Source organism: Stutzerimonas azotifigens (genome assembly GCF_013522725.1).
GTDB lineage: Bacteria > Pseudomonadota > Gammaproteobacteria > Pseudomonadales > Pseudomonadaceae > Stutzerimonas > Stutzerimonas azotifigens_A.
On record NZ_JAAMRF010000007.1, the window covers coordinates 261742 to 279864 of the forward strand.

Annotated in this window: 17 protein-coding genes and 2 tRNA genes; 6 read left to right on the forward strand and 13 right to left on the reverse strand. The window is 62.1% G+C overall.

What is annotated here, in order from left to right; translation table 11 throughout:
• Positions 1–7: 7 nt before the first annotated feature.
• From G7026_RS15110 to G7026_RS15120, 3 genes are all read right to left on the reverse strand, one after another.
• The gene (locus G7026_RS15110; protein WP_181071741.1) at positions 8–1381 is read right to left on the reverse strand and encodes a CmpA/NrtA family ABC transporter substrate-binding protein; all 1374 of its coding nucleotides are present in this window, start codon (positions 1379–1381) and stop codon (positions 8–10) included.
• Between the two features lie 695 nt (positions 1382–2076).
• Positions 2077–2655 (reverse strand): ANTAR domain-containing response regulator, encoded by a 579-nt coding sequence (locus G7026_RS15115; protein WP_181071742.1) that lies wholly within the window; start codon positions 2653–2655, stop codon positions 2077–2079.
• 16 nt (positions 2656–2671) lie between these two features.
• Positions 2672–3880 (reverse strand): CmpA/NrtA family ABC transporter substrate-binding protein, encoded by a 1209-nt coding sequence (locus tag G7026_RS15120; protein WP_181071743.1) that lies wholly within the window; start codon positions 3878–3880, stop codon positions 2672–2674.
• Positions 3881–4030: 150 nt separating this feature from the next.
• On the opposite strand from G7026_RS15120, the gene G7026_RS15125 reads away from it, so the two are divergent.
• Positions 4031–4684, forward strand: a complete 654-nt coding sequence (locus G7026_RS15125; RefSeq protein ID WP_181071744.1) for a thiopurine S-methyltransferase — start codon at positions 4031–4033, stop codon at positions 4682–4684.
• Here the strand turns inward: G7026_RS15125 and G7026_RS15130 are convergent.
• The 4 genes from G7026_RS15130 to G7026_RS15145 form a co-directional block, all read right to left on the reverse strand.
• On the reverse strand, positions 4681–5328 hold the full coding sequence (locus G7026_RS15130; protein WP_181071745.1) for a DUF2959 domain-containing protein: 648 nt from the start codon (positions 5326–5328) through the stop codon (positions 4681–4683). The genes G7026_RS15125 and G7026_RS15130 overlap by 4 nt on opposite strands.
• An 87-nt stretch (positions 5329–5415) precedes the next feature.
• Complete coding sequence (htpX, locus tag G7026_RS15135; RefSeq protein ID WP_181071746.1) at positions 5416–6303, reverse strand: protease HtpX; 888 nt, start codon at positions 6301–6303, stop codon at positions 5416–5418.
• Between the two features lie 100 nt (positions 6304–6403).
• On the reverse strand, positions 6404–6859 hold the full coding sequence (locus G7026_RS15140; protein ID WP_181071747.1) for a hypothetical protein: 456 nt from the start codon (positions 6857–6859) through the stop codon (positions 6404–6406).
• A 7-nt stretch (positions 6860–6866) separates the two neighbouring features.
• Positions 6867–8078: a pyridoxal phosphate-dependent aminotransferase gene (locus tag G7026_RS15145; RefSeq protein ID WP_181071748.1), complete on the reverse strand. Its 1212-nt coding sequence runs from the start codon at positions 8076–8078 to the stop codon at positions 6867–6869.
• Positions 8079–8268: 190 nt separating this feature from the next.
• Between G7026_RS15145 and msrB the strand changes: the two genes are divergently transcribed.
• Both msrB and G7026_RS15155 read left to right on the forward strand, forming a co-directional pair.
• The gene (gene msrB, locus G7026_RS15150; RefSeq protein WP_181071749.1) at positions 8269–8667 is read left to right on the forward strand and encodes a peptide-methionine (R)-S-oxide reductase MsrB; all 399 of its coding nucleotides are present in this window, start codon (positions 8269–8271) and stop codon (positions 8665–8667) included.
• Positions 8668–8691: 24 nt separating this feature from the next.
• A complete protein-coding gene (locus tag G7026_RS15155; RefSeq protein ID WP_181071750.1) occupies positions 8692–9180 on the forward strand; it encodes a glutathione peroxidase in 489 nt (162 codons plus the stop codon).
• A 6-nt stretch (positions 9181–9186) separates the two neighbouring features.
• Here the strand turns inward: G7026_RS15155 and G7026_RS15160 are convergent, their stop codons facing one another.
• Positions 9187–11109 (reverse strand): ATP-binding protein, encoded by a 1923-nt coding sequence (locus G7026_RS15160; protein ID WP_181071751.1) that lies wholly within the window; start codon positions 11107–11109, stop codon positions 9187–9189.
• Between the two features lie 101 nt (positions 11110–11210).
• On the opposite strand from G7026_RS15160, the gene G7026_RS15165 reads away from it, so the two are divergent.
• Positions 11211–12101 carry an ATP-binding protein gene (locus G7026_RS15165; protein ID WP_181071752.1) on the forward strand — a complete coding sequence of 297 codons (891 nt, stop codon included), beginning with the start codon at positions 11211–11213 and terminating at the stop codon, positions 12099–12101.
• A 13-nt stretch (positions 12102–12114) separates the two neighbouring features.
• Here G7026_RS15165 and G7026_RS15170 read toward each other — a convergent pair whose 3' ends face one another.
• Together G7026_RS15170 and G7026_RS15175 are read right to left on the reverse strand one after the other, a co-directional pair.
• A complete protein-coding gene (locus G7026_RS15170) occupies positions 12115–12789 on the reverse strand; it encodes a glutathione S-transferase family protein (protein ID WP_181071753.1) in 675 nt (224 codons plus the stop codon).
• Between the two features lie 57 nt (positions 12790–12846).
• Positions 12847–13617 (reverse strand): hypothetical protein, encoded by a 771-nt coding sequence (locus G7026_RS15175; RefSeq protein WP_181071754.1) that lies wholly within the window; start codon positions 13615–13617, stop codon positions 12847–12849.
• Between the two features lie 215 nt (positions 13618–13832).
• On the opposite strand from G7026_RS15175, the gene G7026_RS15180 reads away from it, so the two are divergent.
• Positions 13833–13908 (forward strand) — tRNA-Glu (locus tag G7026_RS15180).
• Between the two features lie 4 nt (positions 13909–13912).
• Positions 13913–13988 (forward strand) — tRNA-Gly (locus tag G7026_RS15185).
• A gap of 202 nt (positions 13989–14190) precedes the next feature.
• On the opposite strand, the gene G7026_RS15190 is transcribed toward G7026_RS15185, so the two are convergent.
• The 3 genes from G7026_RS15190 to xylF all read right to left on the reverse strand — a co-directional run bounded on the left by G7026_RS15190 (position 14191) and on the right by xylF (position 17989).
• Entirely contained in the window at positions 14191–15327 is a 1137-nt protein-coding gene (locus G7026_RS15190; RefSeq protein ID WP_181071755.1) for a sugar ABC transporter permease, read from the reverse strand.
• The gene (gene xylG, locus G7026_RS15195; protein WP_181071756.1) at positions 15328–16884 is read right to left on the reverse strand and encodes a D-xylose ABC transporter ATP-binding protein; all 1557 of its coding nucleotides are present in this window, start codon (positions 16882–16884) and stop codon (positions 15328–15330) included. It lies immediately after the preceding gene.
• Positions 16885–16987: 103 nt separating this feature from the next.
• Positions 16988–17989: a D-xylose ABC transporter substrate-binding protein gene (xylF, locus tag G7026_RS15200; RefSeq protein ID WP_181071757.1), complete on the reverse strand. Its 1002-nt coding sequence runs from the start codon at positions 17987–17989 to the stop codon at positions 16988–16990.
• Between the last annotated feature and the right edge of the window lie 134 nt (positions 17990–18123).

Genomic DNA, 18123 nt, shown 5'->3' on the forward strand with positions numbered 1-18123 from the left:
GGCGGAATCAGAGCGCGGTATCGCCTTTCAGGCCGATCGCGAATTGTTCGAGGTAGGCGTTGGGTGTGCGGCCGTCATAGGTAATGCCGTCGATGGTGTCGGCCAGCGGCTCGCGGAAGCCGTCTTCATCGGCTGGCGGGAAGTCCTCGGCGGTGAGCAGGCCATCGGCAATCAGCTCAGCGGCCGCCTCGCGGTAGATCTCCGGGCGGTAGACCTGCTTGGCCATCTCCAGGTACCAACTGTCCGGTTTGGCCTCGGCGATCTGGCCCCAGCGGCGCATCTGCGTCAGGTACCAGATGGCATCGGAGTAGTAGGGGTAAGTGGCGTGATAGCGGAAAAACACGTTGAAGTCCGGTACATCGCGCTTGTCGCCTTTCTCGAATTCGAAGGTGCCGGTCATGGAATTGGCGATCACCTTGGCGTCGGCGCCGACGTACTCGGGACGTGAAAGGATCTCCACCGCTTCCTGGCGATTGGCGTTGTTGTCCTCATCCAGCCACTTGCCGGCGCGGATCAGCGCCTTGACCAGGCGTTTGTGGGTTTCCGGGTTCGCTTCGGCCCAGGCCTTGGAGACGCCGAATACCTTTTCTGACATGTTCTTGCGAATCGCGTAGTCGGCGACCACCGGTACGCCGATACCCTTGAACACCGCCTGCTGGTTCCATGGCTCCCCCACGCTGTAGCCATGGATGGTGCCGGCTTCCATGGTTGAGGGCATTTGCGGCGGCGGGGTGACGGAGAGCAGCGCCTGGGCGTCGATCTGACCGCTGATGTCGCCTTTGCTCGGCGCGTAGTAGCCGGGATGAATGCCACCAGCGGCGAGCCAGTAGCGCAGCTCATAGTTGTGCGTGGATACCGGAAAGACCATGCCTAGGTTGAATGATTTACCGCTGGCATTGAGTTGCTCGATCACTGGTTTGAGCGCGTCGGCCTTGACCGGATGCTGAGGCTTGCCGTCCAACATCGGCACGTGGGGTTTCATTTGCTCCCAGATCGCGTTGGACATCGTGATGGCGTTGCCATTGAGGTCCATGGTGAAGGCAGTGATGATCTCGGCTTTGGTGCCGAAGCCGATGGTGGCGCCGATCGGCTGGCCGGAGAGCATGTGCGCACCGTCCAGCTCGCCATCAATGACGCGATCCAGCAGCACCTTCCAGTTGGCTTGGGCTTCGAGCGTGACGTAAAGGCCTTCGTCCTCGAAGAAGCCCTTCTCGTAGGCAATCGCCAGGGGCGCCATGTCAGTAAGCTTGATGAAACCGAGCTTGAGCGCTTCCTTTTCTGGCTCGGCAGCCCAGGCGGCCATCGGCACCAACTGCAGCATGGCAGAGCAGCCAATGCTCGCCACCAGAGTTTTCAGCAATGTACGGCGGGTCTTGCGCATTGATTCATCCCTCAATCGTGAAACGAAAAAAAAGGCGTAACGGACGCACCCACTGCTAAAGCAGAGCGAGCACCGTTGACGCCTTTGTCAATTCGTCCCGATCACCGCCGTTGGCGATCCGAAGACGTGGTATCGGAGGGATTGCAAGGGGCTTGCCAACTGGCTAGCGCGGCTGTTCAGGCCGGCGTGAAGGTAAAAAAACATCTTTAATTACAAGAGGTTGTCGATGCGTAATGGGGCGGGTTCAAGCGCGCCAATCCTACCGGCCCTTAGGATCCAGCCATGCTGGCACTATAGGCGTGCAGCTTGGCCAGCGTTCGGCTCCAGTTTGGTTCGTTCTGGTTGAGCGCGCCCGCTTGGTATAACCGGTGCAGCTTGTGTTGTGGGTATTTACCTTCCAGACGTGCCGTACCGGTGGGCTCTATTCGCATCGGTCACTGATGCGCCGTGGCCCCGTTCTTCAGCGCTACCCAACACACCCGTAGGGCCAAATTTATACAGGCAGCGTCGTTGCATGCTGCAAAGGCGGGCTAACAAGTTCCGCCCTACGGAGCGGGAGAAAGCATGAGACGGTTCTAGGTGTCTGACGCTCGATGCATCGCATCGAAACGGCTATAGAGCGCAGCTACTGGAAAGAACCCCGTCGCGCGGGGTTCGTCATCATTGCGAATCGTAGTGATCTGGACTGAAACGAATCACTGACCGAGCAGGTCGTTCATGGCGATGATCTGCTCAGCGACCTGGATCAGCTTCTGCTGACGGCTCATGGCCTGCCGGCGCATCAGGGTGTAGGCCTCTTCTTCATTGCACTGCTTCATCTTCATGAGCATGCCCTTGGCCAGCTCGACGCGCTTGCGCTCGGCCAGCTGCTGATCGCGTGCCTGCAATTGGGCGCGTATCGCCTGGTCGCTTTCGAAGCGCGCCATCGCGACATCCAGAATCGGCTTGAGGCGTTGTGCCTGGATGCCTTCGACGATATAGGCGCTGACGCCGGCGCGAATCGCCTGGCGCATGGCGTCCGGGTTGTTGTCGTCGGTGAACATGACGATCGGCCGTGGCTGGTCGCGGCTGACCACCACGACCTGCTCCATGACGTCGCGGCCGGGAGAGTCGGTGTCGATCAGGATGACATCCGGCCGAGTGACTTCGACCCGGTCGGGCAGGTCGATGGTAAGACCGGATTCGTCTATCACTTCGAAGCCAGCCTCGATCAGGGCGCTTCTCAGGCGGCCGACCTTGCGGGGCGTGTCGTCGATCAGGAGGACGCGAAGCATGGGCAGTCTCCTGGAGTCAGAGTACGGGGTGGTCGGTCAGCGCATGCAGCGCAAAGCTGCGCGCATACGCCGCGGGATCAGAACCGTCCCAGACGCTGCCGTCCATCAAGGTGGAGCGACGCATGACGGAGGAGGGCACCTCGATGCCCAGTCCTGTAGCGGCTTCGCGGTACAGGGCGCTCTGCTGAATCTGGCTGGCGACGCCCAGGTAGTCAGGGTCCTCGCGCAGCAGGCCCCAGCGGCGGAACTGGGTCATGAACCAGAGGCCATCGGAGTGGTAGGGCATGTTCACCTGGCCGTCGGCAAAGAAGCGGAGCGCATTGGCGTCGCGCCAGGCATTGCCCAGGCCATCCTCGTAGTTGCCGAGGAAGCGCGGCTCGACCGCCGCCAGCGACGCGCCGACATAGTCGTGGCCGCTGATCAGCTGCGCCGTGCTGCGGCGGTTTTCTTCGCTGGCAGCGATGAAGCGGCTCGCCTCGAGAATCGCCATGACCAGAGCACGGGCGGTGTTCGGGTATTGCTCAACAAACGCACGGGTGCAGCCCAGGACCTTCTCCGGATGGTCCGGCCAGATCGACTGCGTCGTCGCCAGGGTAAAGCCCGTGCCTTCGGCGATGGCCTGAGCGCCCCAGGGCTCGCCTGCACAGAAACCGTCGATCCGGCCGGCGCGCAAATGGTCAACCATCTGCGCGGGCGGTACCACCACGGTCCGGACATCCTGCAGCGGGTGGATGCCATGGGCGGCAAGCCAGTAGTAGAGCCACAGCGCATGGGTGCCGGTGGGGAAGGTCTGTGCCAGGGTCAGCGGCTCACCGCTGGTGACCCGGGCGCGCAGCGTCTCGGCATCGATGACCCCCGACCGCTTGAGTTCGGTCGAGAGGTTGAAGCTCTGGCCGTTCTGCGCCAGCCCCATCAGTACCGCCATGTCAGTGGGCGCACGCCCGCCGATGCCCAGGTGGGTCGCGTAGATCAGCCCGTACAGCGCATGCGCCGCGTCCAGTTGTCCATCGACGAGCTTGTCGCGCAGACCGGACCAGGACGATTGCCGCTGCAGGTTGATGGTCAGGCCGTAGGGGCGGGCGAAGTCCTGGGTGGCGGCAACGATGACCGACGCGGCATCGGTCAGCGCCATGAACCCCAGGTTGACGACGGATTTTTCCGGCGCATCGCTGCCGGCTACCCAGGCCAGCGCATCACCCCTGGATTTGTCTTGCGAGTCGGTCATGCTGTCGGATCTACCTTTTCGATTGCCTTGCCATGGCGTCGCCAAGTGCTGAGCAAGTGGCGTGCCAGCGAATAAGGCTACAGGGTTACACCACCGCGTTGTAGTTGGCTTTGCTAAGCTCGGACGATTATCAAACACTGGGGATTAATCGTGCAGGCAGAGTTCTGGCAGGCGCGCTGGGCACAACAACAGATCGGTTTTCACCTGGATCGCGTCAACCCCTACTTGCTTTCGCACTGGCCCGGGTTGCAAGTGCCGCAGGGCAGTCGGGTGCTGGTGCCGCTCTGTGGCAAGAGCCTGGATCTCGCCTGGCTGGCCGGGCAAGGATTCGCCGTCATGGGGGTGGAGCTCGCGCGGACGGCGGTCGATGCGTTTTTCGAGGAGCATCGGTTGACGCCGTCGGTGCGGCGACAGGGCGCGTTCGATATTTTCCAGGCAGGGTCGATCGAGATCTGGTGTGGCGATTTCTTCGACCTTGGCGCCGAAGACCTGGCCGACTGCCGTGCGTACTACGACCGCGCCGCGCTGATCGCCTTGCCTGCCGACATGCGTCGTCGCTATGCGGCGATCCTGACGCAGTGCTTGCCGCACGGCACCCAGGGGCTGCTGGTGACGCTCGATTACGACCAGCAGCAGATCGATGGCCCGCCTTTCGCGGTGCCTGACGCGGAAGTCTATGCGTTGCTGCGAGAGTGGCAACCCGAGCGGCTGGCACAGGCCGATGTATTGGCGGAGAACCGGAAGTTCCACCAGCGCGGCGTGCCCTGGCTGCGGGAAAGCGTTTTCCGCCTGCTCAAGCGTTAGTCGTTGGCGGCCTGCAGACGGCGGATGAACACGTCCGCTTCATCGATGGCCCGCTGCATGTCGGCCAGCAATTGGTCGACGTTGGTCTGCAGCGTCTGGTATTCGCCGTGCAACGAGCTGATCGCCCGGGCGTTGAGGTTGTGCTTGAGGAACAGAACTTGGTCGCGAAGGACGTCCAGCACCGGGTCGATGCGCTTCTCCGCGGCCTTCATGCGCTGCAGCAGGATGCGGTATTCGGCGCGGGTGCGGGACAGCTCCTTGGCGCTGGCGTCGCGCAGGCTCTTGTTGCTGTATTGCTTGAGCTCCTGATCCCACTCCTTGAACAGGGCATCGGCGACGTCTTCGACGGCCTGGATGCGTGCACGAACGGTGCGCGCACTGTTCTCGCTGGCCTCGTACTCACGGTTAAGCGCCTCGTAGCGTTTTTCCAGCTCTCCACCCTGGACCTGCACGACGCTGCGGTAGTGCTCCAGCGCGTCCTTGAACTGCTCCTTCGCCTGCTGCTGCGAATCGCGCGCATCGCCTACCCGGTCGACGAGGATGTCGCGCTTGTGGACGCCGGCCTTTTCCATGGCCGAGTAGTAGGCGCTCTGGCATCCCGACAGCATCAGAAGACTCAGGGCAATGACGGCGAATCGGCGCATGGGGGCTTCCTTGTGGATGATCTGGATGACGAACGATAGACAAACAAAAAGGGCGACTTGCGTCGCCCCTTGTGCCGTTTCGCTCGCTTAGCCGCGACGACGCAGCGCCTCGATGCGCTCCTCCAGCGGCGGGTGGCTCATGAACAGACCGGCCAGGCCCGACTTCTTCGCGGCATTGATGCCAAAGGCGGTCAGGCTATCGGGCATGTTTACCGGCAAGCCCTGTTCGGCACGCAGGCGCTGCAGCGCACCGATCATCGCACCGGTACCAGCCAGACGGGCACCGGCATCGTCGGCACGGAATTCGCGTTTGCGCGAGAACCACATGACGATGATGGTCGCCAGCAGGCCGAGCATCATCTCCGCTACGAAGGTCGCAACGTAGAAGCCGATGCCGTGACCTTCTTCATTCTTCAGCAGCACGCGGTCGACGAAGTGGCCGACGATGCGTGCGAAGAACATCACGAAGGTGTTCACCACGCCCTGGATCAGCGCCAGGGTGACCATGTCGCCATTGGCTACGTGGCCGATCTCGTGTGCCAGGACCGCCTTCACTTCATCCGGGGAGAAGCGCTCCAGCAGGCCCTGGCTGACCGCGACGAGCGCATCGTTCTTGTTCCAGCCCGTCGCGAAGGCATTGGCCTCATGAGCCGGGAATATCCCGACTTCCGGCATCTTGATGCCGGCTTCGCGGGACAGCTGCTCGACGGTCTGCAGCAGCCACTGCTCGTGGCGGGTGCGCGGTTGGCTGATGATCTCGGTACGGGTGCTCATCTTCGCCATCCACTTGGACAGGAACAGCGAGATGAACGAGCCCGCGAACCCAAACACGGCGCAGAAGATCAGCAACTGCTGAAGATCAAGCCCCGTGCGGTCCGGCGTCATGTAACCGCCGAAGCCCAGCAGGCTCAGGGTAATGCTGGCGATCAGCAGGATGGCCAAGTTGGTCGCCAGGAACAGCACAATGCGCATCATGGGTAAAACGGTCTCCTAAAACGCGGGGCGGTTTGCTCTGCCGCGTATATAAGGGGAGACCTGGGCGTATTCAACCCAGGTACTATTTCAAGCTGTGTCGCTAGTGCTGCAGGTGGCTATCAACCGTAGCGCTGCCGCTCTCGAACAGGCTACGGGCAAGCCTGGCGAGGCGTTCGCCGTGCCCGCTCTTGAGCGCATCGCGGAGTTGGTAGGCTAGGGTTCCCTGCATGCGCCTGACACTCGGAGGCAGGTCAGCATCGGCCGACAGATGGGGGACGCTACGGGTCAGGCGAATGAAGCCTTTTTCCGTCAGCACGGCCTGGTCGAGCGCCAGGAATTGAATGGTCGTCTCGTAGCGGACGTAACCCTCGTCCGCAAGCCAGAGCAGGGCGCCCAGGCAGCTCTGGTGACGTTTGCTCGGCAGGCCGAACTCGTCAGGCTCTTCCTGCCCGATCAGATCCTCGACATAGAGCGCCACTTTGCGCGGAAAGGCCTGGTAGAGCATCAGCAGGCCGGCCGCAGCATCCTTGTAGAAGTCATCGATCTGCAGATCCATCGGCGGATTACTGCTGGTAGGTCTTGAGGAAACTACCGATACGGCCAATCGCCTGCTCGAGGTCATCGACCCGCGGTAGCGTCACCACCCGGAAGTGATCCGGCCACGGCCAGTTGAAGGCGGTGCCCTGAACGATCAGCAGCTTTTCGGACAGCAGCAGGTCGAGGACGAACTTCTCGTCGTTGTGGATCGGGCAAACCTTCATATCGATTTTCGGGAAGGCGTACAGCGCGCCCATCGGCTTGACGCAGCTGACCCCGGGAATGTCGTTGAGCAGTTCCCAGGTGCGGTTGCGTTGCTCCAGCAGACGCCCTTGCGGCAATACCAGGTCGTTGATGCTCTGGTATCCACCTAGCGCCGTCTGGATCGCGTGCTGGCTCGGCACGTTGGCGCACAGACGCATGTTGGCCAGGATGTCGATGCCTTCGATATAGCTCTGCGCGCGCTGCTTGGGCCCGGAAATCGCCACCCAGCCGGAGCGAAAGCCCGCCACGCGATAGGACTTGGACAGCCCGTTGAACGTCAGGCACAGCACATCGGGCGCGAGGGAGGCGGTCGAGATGTGGACGGCTTCGTCGTAGAGGATCTTGTCGTAGATCTCGTCGGAGAACAGCACCAGGTTGTGCTGGCGCGCCAGCTCGACCATGCCTTCGAGGACTTCTTTCGAATACACAGCGCCGGTCGGGTTGTTCGGGTTGATGATGACCATCGCCTTGGTGTTCGGCGTGATCTTGGCCTTGATGTCTTCCAGATCCGGCCACCAGTTGGCCTGCTCGTCGCACAGATAGTGCACCGGCTTGCCGCCGGCGAGGCTGACGGCGGCGGTCCACAACGGATAGTCGGGCGCCGGGATCAGCACCTCGTCACCGTTGTTGAGCAGCGCCTGCATGCTCATCACGATCAGCTCGGACACCCCGTTGCCGAGGTAGATGTCCTCGATGCCGATGCCCTCGACCTGCTTTTGCTGGTAGTACTGCATGACCGCCTTGCGGGCGCTGAACAGACCCTTGGAGTCGCTGTAACCCTGGGCGGTGGGCAGATTGCGGATCACGTCCTGGAGGATTTCCTCCGGGGCTTCGAAACCGAACGGCGCCGGGTTGCCGATGTTCAGCTTGAGGATGCGATGGCCTTCCTCTTCCAGGCGTTTGGCGTGCTTGAGCACGGGCCCACGGATGTCGTAACAGACATTGGCGAGCTTGTTCGATTTGCTGACCTGCATGATCCTGAGTGTCCTGATGTGTGCAGCGCCGCGTCCTGACGAATACAGGTGGGCCTGGCGTGGGTTCCTGCGCCTTGGCAGGGTGAAACCCTGCTGCCAGACTAGGCGTCCAAGAGGTCCGCATCATACGTGCGGCCCGATCACCGGAAAAGGTACAGATCGGCCTTTTTACAGCCCATGAGGTGTACCAATGGACAAGCTTGAGAAACCCCTGGATGCCTGGCGCGAAGAGCTGCCGGACGAGCAGTTTCACATCTGCCGCCTGGGCGGCACCGAGCGTCCCTTCAGCGGCAAGTACAACGACACCAAGACGCCGGGCATCTATCACTGCGCCTGTTGCGACGCACCGCTTTTCGACTCCGACGCCAAGTTCGACTCCGGCAGCGGCTGGCCGAGCTACTTCCAGCCGGTCAGCGATACCGCGATCGCCAGTAAGGACGATTTCAGCCATGGCATGCATCGCATCGAAGTCAAATGCGCGCGATGCGATGCCCATCTGGGACATGTTTTTCCCGATGGCCCCAAACCGACGGGCTTGCGTTATTGCATCAACTCCGCCTCGCTGGCGCTGAAGCCGCACGAAGCCTGACCCATCCTTTGCCTGGAAGCCGCCATGACCGACCCCCTGCTGGACATTCCCTGCGTGACGCTCGATGGCGAGCGAAAGACTCTTGGGCAGTTCGGTGCCCGGGCACTGCTGGTGGTCAATACCGCCAGCAAGTGCGGGTTCACCCCGCAATACCAGGGCCTCGAGGCACTCTGGAAGGAATTCGCCGATCAGGGGCTGCTGGTAGCGGGGTTCCCCTGTAACCAGTTCGGCCATCAGGAGCCCGGCGACGAGGCGCAGATCGGCCAGTTCTGCGAGCTCAACTTCGGCGTCAGTTTCCCGCTGTTCGCCAAGGTCGAGGTCAACGGCGAGCAGGCGCATCCACTGTTCGCTCAGCTCAAGGAACGCGCGCCTGGCCTGCTCGGAAGCAAGGCGATCAAGTGGAACTTCACCAAGTTCCTGATTGCGGGCGATGGTTCGGCGGTCAAGCGCTTCGCCCCGACCACCAAGCCCGAGGCGTTGCGCGATGAGGTCCAGCGACTGCTCGGCGCATGACTGCCCCTAGGACTCCGTCAGCCACTGGTCCAGCACCTCGCCCAGCTCGTGCTGGCGAAACGGTTTGGCCAGGTAGTCGCTCATTCCCGCGGCTCTGCAGCGTTCCCGGTCTTCGGGCAGCGCATTGGCGGTCAGCGCGATGATCGGCAGGTCCGGCCATCGGCCGCTGCGGCGGATCTCCCGGCTGGCCTCGTAGCCATCCATCACCGGCATGTTGCAGTCCATGAGCACCAGATCGAGCGGCTCGGACTGCAGCTTCTGCAGCGCTTCGGCACCGTGGGTGGCGAGCACCACGTCATAGCCGAGTTTGGCGAGCATGCCCTTGGCCACCATCTGATTGACGGGATTGTCCTCTACCAGCAGAACGCGCATGCGCTCGGCCGCCGAAAGCGCGGCCGGCTCGGCTCGGGCTCCCGTCTCGGTGCCCGCTGACTTGAGTAATGCTCGCAAGCCCTGATACAGCGCCTCGCGCGTGACCGGTTGGGGTAGTTGCACGAAGGGCTGCAGTGCGGCCTGTTGGTCGACCGAGAGAAAATGGCTGTAGGCGGCTATCAGGATGATCGGGCTCTGGCTGGCGGCTCGAATGGCGCTGAGGTCGTCGTGGCGATGGGTGATGATGACCGAGGGCTTCCGCTTGCCAAGCCCGGCGAGATCGCCCGGCATCGGCTGCAACCCCCAGGTCGGCAGCCACTGCTGGAGGAGGCGCGCCAGCCCACTGTCGTGATCGATAACCAGCATGGCGCAGCCGATCAGGGTAGGCGTGGCCGGGGGGCGGCTGTCAGCCTGTTTGGCCAAGGGCAGCGTGACGGTAAAGCGTGCGCCACGGCCAGGCTTCGATTCCAGCTCCAGGGTGCCTTGCATCGCCTGGCACAGCTGTCGCGTCAAGGCGAGCCCAAGGCCGGTACCGCCGAACTGGCGACTGACGCCGGAGTTTCCCTGGACGAAGGGTTGGAAGATGCGTACGCGCACCGTGTCCGGAATACCGATGCCTGTGTCCTCGACGAGCACCACTACGCCGTCGCCGGAAGGGCGCACCTCGAGGGTGACCTGACCTTGCAGAGTGAATTTGAGTGCGTTGGACAGCAGGTTGCTGATGATCTGGCGGACGCGTTTGGGGTCGCCGAGCAGCAGGTGGGGCAGGTCGGGCGAGACCAGGCAGGTGAGCTCGACTTCCGGTGCGGCGCCCTGGGAGTGCAGGCTGGCAGTTTCCTCGGCCAGCGCGCCGAGGTCGAAGGGAATGGCGTCGAGTTCGAGCTGGCCGGCCTCGAACTTCGACAGGTCGAGAATATCGTTGAGCAGTTCCATCAACACGTTGCCGGAGGAATGGGCGATGCTCAGTTGCTTACGCTGCTCGGCGGAGAGCGGGCCATCCATCGCAAGGCCGAGCATGCCCAACAGGCCGTTGAGTGGCGTGCGGATCTCGTGGCTCATGCTCGCCAGAAAGGCGGCACGCGCCTGTGCCATCTCAAGCGCCGCAGCGCGGGCGCGGTCCAGTGCATGGTTGGTAGCAACCAATTGCGCATTGCTCGCCTCCAGCGCCGCCGTTCGGGCCGCGACCGTCGCTTCCAGAGCGCCCAGATGTTCGGTCAGACGGTCTTCGGCTTGTCGGCGGCGAGACATCTCTTCGCTGATGCGCCCCATTTGTTGGTTGATGACCGCCGTCAGCTGGCCTCTGATCACTGCCGGCGAGCGCAGCAGGCCACGTACCATTTCCTGCGCCAGTTCGGCGTCCAGGTTATAGGCGATGCGCGCTGCCGGATCGTGGCTGACCCCCAGCAGTACGCGAAATTCGCGATTGATGGCGCCGTCGGCACTGGCATAATCGGCGGCCACCTGGATCAGGCTGAGCAGCGTACCGATTGCGAACGCGACCAGTACGGTCAGCCTGGCCTGCTTGAACGACAGCCGCTGCGTCAACGAAATAGCCATGAAATGCAACGCAGACCTCTTTCCCGAATGCGCGAAGCATAGCCCACGGCTGTCAGCCAATGGCAGCGTGCGCCGTCTCATTCCAAACATCTGGAGCCGTTATGGATGCTGAGCTGAAGGCTTTCATGCAGCGTGTGGACACGCTGCTGGTTCGTCTCGAACCGCTGTTGCCGGCGCAACGGCCGCCAATCGACTGGCTCACCACCGTCGCGGCGCGCTGGCAGCGTGAATCCCGCGCAGGCGGTTACCTGATGCCGCTCAAGGTCGACCTGGACCTGTCGTTGGACGATCTGATCGGCATAGACCGGCAGCGCGAGCTGCTGTCGGCCAATACGCGGCAGTTCGTCCATGGCAAGCCGGCCAACCATGTGCTGCTCTGGGGCGCCCGGGGTACCGGCAAGTCTTCCATGATTCGCGCACTGCTCGCGGCCCACGCGCAAGACGGATTGCGCTTGATCGAGATCGAACGCGATCACCTGGCTGACCTGCCTCGGGTGGTTGAGCTGCTGGCGGACATGCCGCAGCGTTTCGTGGTGTTCTGCGACGATCTGTCGTTCGAGGCGGGCGAGGGCGACTACCGGGTCCTCAAGAGCGTGCTGGACGGCTCGCTGGAACGCGCTCCGGACAACGTGCTGCTCTATGCGACCTCCAATCGCCGTCACCTGGTGCCGGAGAAGCAGAGTGACAACGAAAACTGGCAGATGGTCGACGGAGAGCTCCATCCGAACGAGGCAGTCGAGGACAAGATCGCGCTCTCCGATCGTTTCGGCCTGTGGCTCTCGTTCTATCCTTTCAGCCAGGAGCACTACCTGAAGGTAGTGCATCACTGGATCGGGTCACTGGCGGCGCCGCTGGAGCTTCGGTGGGTGTGGAACGAAGGGTTGGAGAAGGAGGCCATTCGCTGGGCGACCGCACGCGGCAATCGCAACGGGCGCTGCGCCTACCAGTTCGCCCGGCAGTGGGTGGGTACTCAATTGCTCGGGAAGGCTTGAGCGAATCGGGCGGTCAGCGTTGGGCGGCCGCCATGTCGTGCAGCTTGTTCACCATCCGCGCCTCATGCGCGAGCAACTCGGCCAGCGACGGGCGGGCCGTCATGCGCTGCAGGAAGGCGGCGAGGCGCGGCCAGTGCTGCGCCGCCGGTTGCTCGCCACCATGGCCCATGTTCACCAGCTGGGAGGCGATGGCCAGGTCCGCCATGCTCAGCTGATCGCCGATGAAAAACGGCTTGTCTCCCAGCTGGCTTTCCAGGTAATCGAAATGCGGCGGCAGGCTTTCTCGCAACGCCTTGTCGACCGCCTGCTCGTCACAGGGCCGCCCGCCGCTTGGTTTGAGCACGCGGTTGCGAAAGATGCAGAACGTGGTCAGCGGGGCCAGCTCGTAGTCGGCATATTTTTCCAGCCAGCGCACGATGGCGCGCTGCTCGGCGTTTCGCCCATACAGCGTGGTGGTATCGGGGTAGCGTTCGTCGAGGTACTGGCAGATCACACTTGAGTCGGCCAGAGAGAAATCGCCGTCCTTGAAAGCTGGAATGCGCCCGAGGGGGTTGAGCTGCAAGTACCAGTCCGGCGGGGTGAAAGGCATCACCACCTCAAGCTGATAATCCAGCCCCTTCTCAAGTAGGCACAGGCGCACCTTGCGAACGAAGGGCGACAGGGGGGCGCCATAAAGTGTCATGTTCATGCGGATTCTCCGTCTTGTTGGCGAAAGACCGCATTACGTCATAGTGACCGCTGCGGATCATTCGTAGATGTTCTTCTTTCTCCAGAGATCATCCCCATCCATGGCCTCGAGGCCCTCGCTGAGCTGGCTGGCCTCGTCTTTAGTGGGTTGTCCTTGCTCGAGCACCAGCGCGTCGGCATGGGCAAGAGCTTTCTCCAGTACGCCAAGCTGAGTCTTGAATGGAATCGGATCCGGCTGCTTGCGCAGGTACTGAACGCCGCGTTCGAACGCCAGGCGGGCCTGGCGCGGCTGGCCGTTCTGCAGTGCCAGCTTGCCGGTGGTGTTGAAGAATTCCACGTGCAGCAACACCAGCATGCGCTGGATGTCCTGCAGCCAGCGCTTGGCCTCGACGGCCTGTATCTGGCCGTCCTTGGCGCCACGGACGACCTGCGCGTGCAGATCTTCGAGCATGAAGCGCACTTCCTTGGCTTTGGTTTCGCTGGCGATCGGCTGGACAGGGTTGCGTACTTCGATGGCTTCGCCTTTGGCCAGCTCGGCGGCCAGGTTCTGGCTACGCTCACGCAGTTTGGCGTTGCCCTTTTCCAATGGGATCAGGCGATCGCACAGCTCGTGTTCCAGGCGGGTGAGCAGCAACTTGAGGGCGGGCGTCATCAATTGTCCCGGCAAGCCTTCGGACAGCTGGGTGCAGCGGCGCAGGCGGTCGGAGAGCTCGGCACGCAGGCGCGCTTTTTCCAGCTTCCGATTTTCGACCGTGTGGTTGATGTAGCCGATCGAGATCAGGATGAACAAACCGGCTACGACGAGCCCAGTAATAAGAAGCGGGGACACGGTGCACCTTCTGTCTGGCCACGAGTTTTCAGTTGAGTGTAGTGCGTCAGATGGCAAGGTGATAGCTCGCCATAAGAAGCTGATTTGGAATCAAAAATTTTTTCATCGAAGGGTTGACGACCCTAGATGCGCTCCATAAAATGCGCGCCACTTCCAGCGAGAAGCTTAACGCGAAACGCTGGAAGCCGGAAAAGCTGTTGTAAGTTCCGGGCTGCGTCCCCTTCGTCTAGTGGCCTAGGACACCGCCCTTTCACGGCGGTAACAGGGGTTCGAGTCCCCTAGGGGACGCCATATTGCGGGAATAGCTCAGTTGGTAGAGCACGACCTTGCCAAGGTCGGGGTCGCGAGTTCGAGTCTCGTTTCCCGCTCCAAACATGGCACTGCAGAGTTCCACTGAATTCTGCAAGTGATTGAAAAAAGGACCTTCGGGTCCTTTTTTCGTTTCGGCGGAAACACGCTGAAGCCCAGCGCTATCAAGCGCGTTCAAGGCCAGATTCTGACGTGCACTGACCGGTTTGTTGCTGGAGCAGTTCGCGCGAGATGGTATCTGGCACCTGATCAGGTGCGGATGACTCAGCGTCGCCCGCTCCGGGTGCTCACATCCACCCACACCGCCAGCACCAGAATGCTGCCTTTGACGATCATCTGCCAGTAGCTGTCGACATCGAGCATGGACATTCCGTTGTCCAGACTGGTGATGACCAGCGCGCCGAGCAGGGCGCCATAGACGGTGCCCGAGCCCCCGCGCATGGAGGTGCCGCCGATGAAGCAGGCCGCGATGGCGTCGAGTTCGCCCATGCTTCCGGCCGAGGGCGAGCCCGCAGCCAAGCGCGCGGTATTGACCAGGCCCGCAAAGGCGCACATCACGCCCATGATGCCGAAAATCCACAGCTTCACAGCCTGCACATTGATGCCGGAGAGCCGCGTGGCTTCCATGTTGCTACCCACCGAGTAGACGCGTCGGCCGAAGACGGTCTGGCTGGTGACGTAGCTGAACACGCCGAGCAGAATCAGCAGAAGCAGCACCGGAACCGGAATGCCGTCGTAGCTGTTGAGCGTGTAAACGAACCCGGCCAGCACGGCACCGATCAACGCCACGCGCAACATGTCACGAACCAGCGAATGTGCCGCCAGGCCATGGAGGGCGCGATTGCGACGCTGTTTCCAAGTCAGCAAGAGTGTCAAGGCGAACAGCAGCACACCGAGCACCACACCCACCGTATGCGGCAGATATCCTTGGCCGATATAGACCAGTGACGGCGATACCGGAGCAATGGTGGTGCCGCCGGTAATCCCCAGCAAAATCCCGCGAAACGCCAGCATGCCCCCCAGACCCACGATGAAGGACGGGATGCGCAGGTAGGCGGTCATGTAGCCATTTGCCAGGCCGATCATCAGCCCGCACAGGGCGACCAGGCTCAGGTTCGCCAACAGCGGCACGTTATAGATCACGTCCAGGATCGCCGCCAGGCCACCCAATAGGCCGAGCATCGAGCCCACAGACAGGTCGATTTCGCCGCTGATGATCACCAGCACCATGCCGCAGGCGAGAATCCCGGTGATGGACATCTGCCGCAGCAGGTTGGAAAGATTGCGCGGCGTCAGGAAGCCCCCGTCGGTCTGCCAGCTGAAGAACAGCCAGATGACCGCCACGGCGATCACCAGGGCGAGCATTTTGTAGCGGGCGAAGAGTTGTTTGAGCTGGTTCATCTACGCGGTCGTCCGATGATTGTCGTGATGGCCGTCGGGGTGGCTGAGCGCCGCGGCGAGCACCTGTTCCTGGGTCAGCTGATGGTTGATGAAGTCGCCGCGCAACCGGCCTTCGCCGATTACCAGGACGCGGTCGGAGACCCCCAGCACTTCGGCCAGCTCCGACGAAACCATGATGATCGACACGCCTTCGGCTGCCAGCGCCCCCATCAGCTTGTAGATCTCGTACTTGGCGCCGACGTCCACCCCTCGGGTGGGCTCGTCGAGAATCAGCACGCGGGGTCGGGTCAGGAGCATCTTGGCCAATACGGCCTTCTGCTGGTTGCCGCCGGAGAGGCTGGTGATCGGCAGAAAGGGGCTCGCGGTCTTAAGGTGCATACGCGAGATTTCCTTGTCGATGCTGCTCAGTTCGGCTTCGGCATCGATGCGGGTCATCCTCGCGTAGTTCTCCAGCACCGCCAGGGTGATGTTCTGGCCGACCCCCAGGTCCGGGATGATGCCTTGGCGCTTGCGGTCTTCGGGGACCATGCACAGTCCGGCGCGGATGGATTTGAGCGGCGTGCGCGTGTCGATCGGCTGGCCGTCCAGCAAGACCTCCGCTTCGTAGCGGCCCGGATAGGCGCCGAAAAGCGTCGAAACCAGCTCCGTGCGACCGGCGCCGACCAGACCGGCGATACCGAGGATTTCCCCGCGCTTGAGCGCGAATGAAATATCGTCGACCCGTTTGCGTCTGGGGTTGTCGACGTCATAGCAGGTGACGTGGCGCGCCTCGAAGATCACCTCGCCGATGTCGTGGGGGGCGGTGGGGTAAAGATTGCTCATCTCTCGCCCGACCATCTGGGCGATGATCTTCGGAATGTCCATGTCCTCCATAGCGGTGGTGGCGATGTGTTTGCCGTCGCGGATCACCGAAATGGTGTCGCACACCGCCGCCACTTCATCGAGCTTGTGGGAGATATAGACGCAGGCGACGCCCTTGGCCTTGAGGTCGCGGATGATGTCCAGCAACACCTCGATTTCGGAGCGGGTCAGGGCCGACGAGGGCTCGTCGAGGATCAGCAGGCGTGCTTGCTTGTTCAGCGCCTTGGCGATTTCCACCAGTTGCTGGTAGCCGCCGCCGTACTGTGAAACCGGTAGCGAGACGTTCATGTCCGGCACTTTGAGTTCACGCATCAGGGCTTCGGCACGGTGGATCATCGCCGGATAGTTCATGCGCCCGCCGGGCAGGGTCAGTTCGTGGCCCATGAAGATGTTTTCGGCCACCGACAGGTCGGGGACCAGGGTCAGTTCCTGGTGAATGATGACGATCCCGGCGGCTTCGGTTTCGTTGATCGATTTCGCCCTGAGCGGCTGACCGTCCCAGCGGATTTCACCTTCCCAGGTGCCGTAGGGATAGACCCCTGAGAGCACCTTCATCAAGGTGGACTTGCCGGCACCGTTCTCGCCGCACAGGCCGACGCATTCGCCAGGTCTGACCCTGATGTCGATGCCGTTCAAGGCCTTCACACCGCCGAAAGTTTTGACGATGCCGTTCATTTCCAGCAGGTAATCGGACACGGAGAGGTACTCACAGATGGGCAACAGGCGGGGCGTCGGCAGGGGGGCTGCCGATCCACGGGGTCGCGCTCGGGTCGTCAGTCGAGTCTGCTCGGCTCGATGATCATTGCCCGGCAATCTGTGCCTTGGTGTAGAAGCCGTCCTTCTCCAGCAGGTCGATGTTGTCGCGAGTCAACAGGGTAGGGGTGAGCAGGATGGTGTCGACCTTCTTGGCACCGTTGTCGAGCTGGGAGCTGAAGGCCGGCTTCTCATTGCGCGCCAGTTGCACTGAAAGTTTTGCGGCTTCCGAGGCGATCAGTTTCAGCGGCTTGTAGACGGTCATGGTTTGGGTGCCTTCGATCACCCGCTTGACCGCCGCCAGGTCGGCGTCCTGACCCGAAATCGGCACCTTGCCGGCCAGCTTCTGCGCCGCCAGCGCCTGAATTGCACCGCCTGCCGTGGCGTCGTTGGAGGCGACGATGCCATCGATCTTGTTGTCGTTCCTGGTCAGGGCGTTTTCGACGATGCTCAGGGCTTCGGTCGGGTTCCACTCCTTCACCCATTGTTGGCCGACAATCGTGATGTCGCCCTTGTCGATCGCCGGCTGCAGCACCTTCATCTGGCCTTCGCGCAGGACCTTGGCGTTGTTGTCCGTTGGGGCGCCACCGAGCAGGAAGTAGTTGCCCTTGGGCGCCGCCTGCAGCACGCCCTGGGCCTGCAGTTCGCCGACTTTTTCGTTGTCGAAGGAAATGTAGGCGTCGATATCGGCGTTCAGAATCAGCCGGTCATAGGACACCACCTTGATCCCGGCCTTCTTCGCTTCGGCCACGGCGTTGGTCAGCACGGTGGCGTTGAACGGCACGATGACGATCACATCGACGCCACGGGAGATGAGGTTTTCGATTTGCGAAATCTGCTTCTGCTCGTTGGCGTCCGCCGACTGCACGAAGACTTTGGCGTCCATCTGCTCCGCCGCCGCGACGAAGTAGTCGCGGTCCCGTGCCCAGCGCTCCAGACGCAGGTCATCGATGGAAAAGCCGATTTTCGGGTTGGTAGGATCGGCCATGACCGGAAGCGAGAGCAGGGCCAAGGCCCCGGCGAGCAACGTGAGCTTTACTTTTTTCATTGTGGTGCGTCCTTTTATTGTTGTTCGAGACACTGCCTGACGATGAGCGTGGTACTGGTAGAACTGTAGAGAGTCGAAAAGCGCTACGAGCATAGAATTGTCGCGAGAATGTAACCGCGCGGTTGGCGGCAGCG